At 61.1% G+C, this 3859-nt stretch carries 4 protein-coding genes and 1 pseudogene; 3 read left to right on the forward strand and 2 right to left on the reverse strand.

The window, feature by feature from the left end; genetic code table 11:
* A pseudogene (locus tag IEY69_RS21465) lies at window positions 1-87 on the reverse strand (IS6 family transposase); the annotation flags it as partial.
* A gap of 728 nt (window positions 88-815) precedes the next feature.
* Between IEY69_RS21465 and IEY69_RS21470 the strand changes: the two are divergent.
* The 3 genes from IEY69_RS21470 (at window position 816) to IEY69_RS21480 (ending at window position 3229) form a co-directional block, all read left to right on the forward strand.
* The gene (locus IEY69_RS21470; RefSeq protein WP_189075108.1) at window positions 816-1232 is read left to right on the forward strand and encodes a response regulator; all 417 of its coding nucleotides are present in this window, start codon (window positions 816-818) and stop codon (window positions 1230-1232) included.
* A 195-nt stretch (window positions 1233-1427) separates the two neighbouring features.
* Entirely contained in the window at window positions 1428-2105 is a 678-nt protein-coding gene (locus IEY69_RS21475; protein ID WP_189075109.1) for a phosphotransferase family protein, read from the forward strand.
* A gap of 59 nt (window positions 2106-2164) precedes the next feature.
* Window positions 2165-3229: an IS4 family transposase gene (locus IEY69_RS21480; RefSeq protein WP_189075110.1), complete on the forward strand. Its 1065-nt coding sequence runs from the start codon at window positions 2165-2167 to the stop codon at window positions 3227-3229.
* Between the two features lie 197 nt (window positions 3230-3426).
* Here IEY69_RS21480 and IEY69_RS21485 read toward each other — a convergent pair.
* On the reverse strand, window positions 3427-3859 hold a 433-nt coding region (locus IEY69_RS21485; RefSeq protein ID WP_229784209.1), incomplete at its 5' end, for a transposase.

Consider the following 3859-nt stretch of genomic DNA (forward strand, 5'->3'; position numbering starts at 1 on the left):
GCTGAGTGGGAAACGATGGTACAGCCGCAGAGCGTAGCCGATCACGCTCAAGGGAAAACGGTGGCGGTAGGGCTTCCGGTCAGTCACGGCCTACCAGACTACCGAGATTAAGTTGCCAGAACCGTGAAAGTCATGGGTGATGACCGTTCGCGGCAGGCGCCCCAGGAGGGGTGGGGTCAGGATCAGTGGGTAGGCCACAGCGCCGAAGATACCGATCGGTGAGTCCGGGGCGACTTCTACGTGGCGGCGCAGGTAGCGGGGGAGGCCGAAGCGGGGCATCGGTCCTGACAGCAGCACTTGGCCGGGAGCACAGGATTCAGCGGTCATGGAATCTCCAGTGAGTCAGAGGGCTCAGGCGACGCTCGGATGAGTGGGGGCTGATGAACCAGGGCGACTGTACCCCCGGAAGCGGCCGCACGACAGGGACGTTCGGCTGCACATTGATGTGGCCTACCAGTCCACATGACGCGGAAGAGGCTGCCTGTGGGTGGGATCCAGACCACCGTCCCCGACTGATTAGCGGAGGTCACAGGCCATTAAAGGCGACGTGAAGTGAAGCGCGAGAACGATACGACGAGCAACCGGAGTGAGAGCAGCGTCCTGGTCAGTGCAGAGCGGACCTGCACTGTGCTGGCACGGACCGCTACTCTGCAGGTTCATACGCCTGGGTGACCTGACTGCTCGCCGGTACTCTCTGGACAGTGCTTTTCGGTGCGGAGACGTGGTGAGGGTGACCCGGTGATGCGCAGATGGAGATAGCACTCGAAGTGTGGGGGCGTCCCAATTGATCTTTATGTAGCCTTTACTATTGAGTGATGACCGCGCCCCATCAATTCTTCCTGATTGACGACAACCCCCACGATCAGTTGCTCGCCATGGAAGCCTTCGCGGAACTCTGCCCGGACTGTTCCCTCACTGTTGCCAGCGACGGCCAGCAAGCACTCACGCTGCTGCGCGCCGCCGAGATCCTGCCCGACGTGATTCTGCTGGACGTCAACATGCCCCGCATGAACGGTTTCGAAGTTCTTCAGGCGCTCAAAGATGACGTGCGGCTGCGCCTCATTCCCGTCGTGATGCTCAGCACCTCCGCAGCCAGAGATGACATCACGAGCGCTTACACCCTGTGCGCCAGTTCTTATCTCGTCAAAGCGCAGGACTTCGGGGGCTTCTTGGAGCAGATTGAGAGCTTCTTAGAATACTGGCGGCGCTGCGCACTGGCCGCCCGTACCTGACCACCGGCAGCGGCCTCCTGGTCTAGGGCACGCCCGCTCCAGCACGTTCAGAACGATCACCTGTCGGCACTCTGCACGCTGGGACCATCAGGGCGTCCACGCTAGGGCGTGTCGGCCAAGGGGCCACAAAACGCAATCATCAAGCGACACGCGAGCCCTATTGGCTCAGATGCCACAACGGTGAATATTGGACGCATGAAGCCCCCGCGTCCATACGCCAGGCCACTGACGCCCGCCGACCTCCCTGAAGAGGTCAGGGCGCTGCTCGACGACATTCCGCTCCAGGAACCCCCACAGCAGGGCCGCACCTCCCGCGTCGCCTTCACACGTGACGCCAGGGGCGACCCCGTCGTACTCAAACGTTCTGTCGGACCACACCTCGAAGTGATCCGGCGCGAACACCATGCCTTGTGCACCCTTTACCCGCTTGGCGTGCCCGTACCTGAACCGCTCCTCTTTCTTGAGCGACCCACGTCGTTCGGACGTGAAGGGTGGCTGGTGACCCGACGCTTGCTGGGAACGACGCTGGAGACGGCGCTCCGTACTGAGCTTGACCATGCTCTTCGAGTGTCGCTCCTCAGGGACTTCGGCGCTGCATTGGCGCGGTTGCACAGAACGCTGCCCCCGACGGACTTTGGGAGCTTCGATTGGCTCGAAAACGTCTTGACGATCACGAACAGCTTGAACCCAACGACGGATGTGGTTCAGCAGTGGCGCATACGGAATGAGCAACCTACGCCGGTGGCAACGGCCCTCATACACGGCGACCTCTTCCTGGACAACGTAATGACGGCGGACGGACGCGTGACGGGTCTCATTGACTGGGCGTTCGCTGATGTCGGTGACCCGCGCTACGACGTGGCTGTGGCCTGACTACCCTTCAAAACGCACAGTAGGCAGCAGAAAGTCGGCTCCTGTACGGTATTTCTGCGATGAAAACCCTTAGGAGCCGACCACCTCACGATACCTTGCAGACCGCCTTGCGGTCTGCTTTCCCTGTGGACGCTCGCCGCCTCGTCGTCTTCACGGCCCTGATCCTGGCGGTCATTCAGGCGCGCACCGTCGTCCTGTACAGCCTGAAGACGCATGTTGCCCTCCCTGGCTCGTTGACGACTCGGTATCAGCGGCTCTGCCGGTTCGTCCAGTTCCCGTTTCCTGAGGCACTGTTCCCCCGATTCGCCTTGTCCTTTCTCCCGCCCGGCCCAGTCGACCTCATTCTCGATCGCACCAACTGGAAACTTGGCCAACAGGACGTCAATATTCTCCTGCTCTCTGCCGTGTGGAACGGGTTCAGTTTGCCGCTGATGTGGACACTGCTCCCGCACGGTGGGGCCAGTCGTTCCTGTGTCCGGGAAGCGCTCGTGGAGCGCTTCCTGAAGCTCTGCCCAGATCGGGAGATCCGGTGCCTGCTCGCGGATCGTGAATTCATTGGGCAGCACTGGTTTCGATTCCTCGACCAGCACGGGGTTGCACCCTGCATTCGTCTCCCAGCTCGCGCCACGATCGGCGCGCACGGCATGCCGGTCTGGGCGGTCTTCAAGAACCTTCAGGTGGGTGAAGTCAGGGTCTGGCATCGCCAGACCCGCATCTACGGTGTGAATCTGCGGGTGGCGGCCACGAAAAACGCAGCCGGTGACATGCTGTACCTGGCGTATCGGGGGCACGCCCTGCCGAACATGCGCCGGTATGCCCTGCGCTGGCAAACAGAAAATCTGCACGCCGCGTTGAAAACCAGAGGGTTCAACCTGGAAGATACGGGTCTGACGCGCCCCGAGCGAGTGTCTTCGCTCCTGACGGTCGTCAGCGTCGCCTTCATCTGGGCGTGCGTGACGGGCGAGGTCGTGGCACGTCGAACAGCTACCAAAGTAAAGAAACACGGACACCGTGCGGTGTCCGTGTTTCGACTCGGGCTTGATCATCTCCAGGATCTTCTGCTGCATCCGTCCGGCGCATCCTGGCGCACCTTGAGCACACTCATGCCCCGTTTTGAAGGGTAGTCAGGGCTGTGGCAACTCACGAACTGACGCCCTCCGATCAAGACGCTTTCTTTGAGGGGTATGGACCGACAGCACGGCTGACGTCCCAAGAGGCGGCGCAGTTTGTTGAGATCGCGCTACTCTTCTAAGTCATGCCACTCATGCGGAGTTCAGTACCGGACATCTTGCCCTCAGACCGCATCAGGAGCAGGAAAAGGCTAGCTGAAGAGTTCCGTGAACGGACCTCGTTTGGACGTCCCCCATCGAAGGGCATTGGCCAAGCGTTCCCATCCGGCGGTCACAAGACTGGCCTCCTTGCGCCCATGAGACTTGACCCGGATGGGGCGCTGACGCGCCCCATCCACACCCACTCGTAAACTCCATGTCCAGGCCAGGGTAACGAGTCCAAAGAGGCGTTCCAGACGCTCTTTCTGCGTGATGCCCGTCTGTTCCAGATTGAAACCGCGTGACTTCATCGACGAGAACGTACATTCGATGGACCAGCGAAGCTTATACGCGGACATCGCGTCCAAGACGTGCAAATCAGTCGCCAGGCACATCAGGTCACCCTCCGGCGACCTGGCCCTCACGAGCTGCATTCGACACCCATAGATGGCCTCCTTCTCCGCCATGGCGACCATGCTGCCCAGC

The organism is Deinococcus sedimenti (genome assembly GCF_014648135.1).
GTDB classification, from domain to species: domain Bacteria; phylum Deinococcota; class Deinococci; order Deinococcales; family Deinococcaceae; genus Deinococcus; species Deinococcus sedimenti.

What these genes read in the sequence shown, in the direction of transcription:
- IEY69_RS21480 (WP_189075110.1), top strand. Translation starts at nt 2,165, where the DNA reads ATGAAAACCCTTAGGAGCCGACCACCTCACGATACCTTGCAGACCGCC.
- IEY69_RS21475 (WP_189075109.1), top strand. Translation starts at nt 1,428, where the DNA reads ATGAAGCCCCCGCGTCCATACGCCAGGCCACTGACGCCCGCCGACCTC.
- IEY69_RS21470 (WP_189075108.1), top strand. Translation starts at nt 816, where the DNA reads ATGACCGCGCCCCATCAATTCTTCCTGATTGACGACAACCCCCACGAT.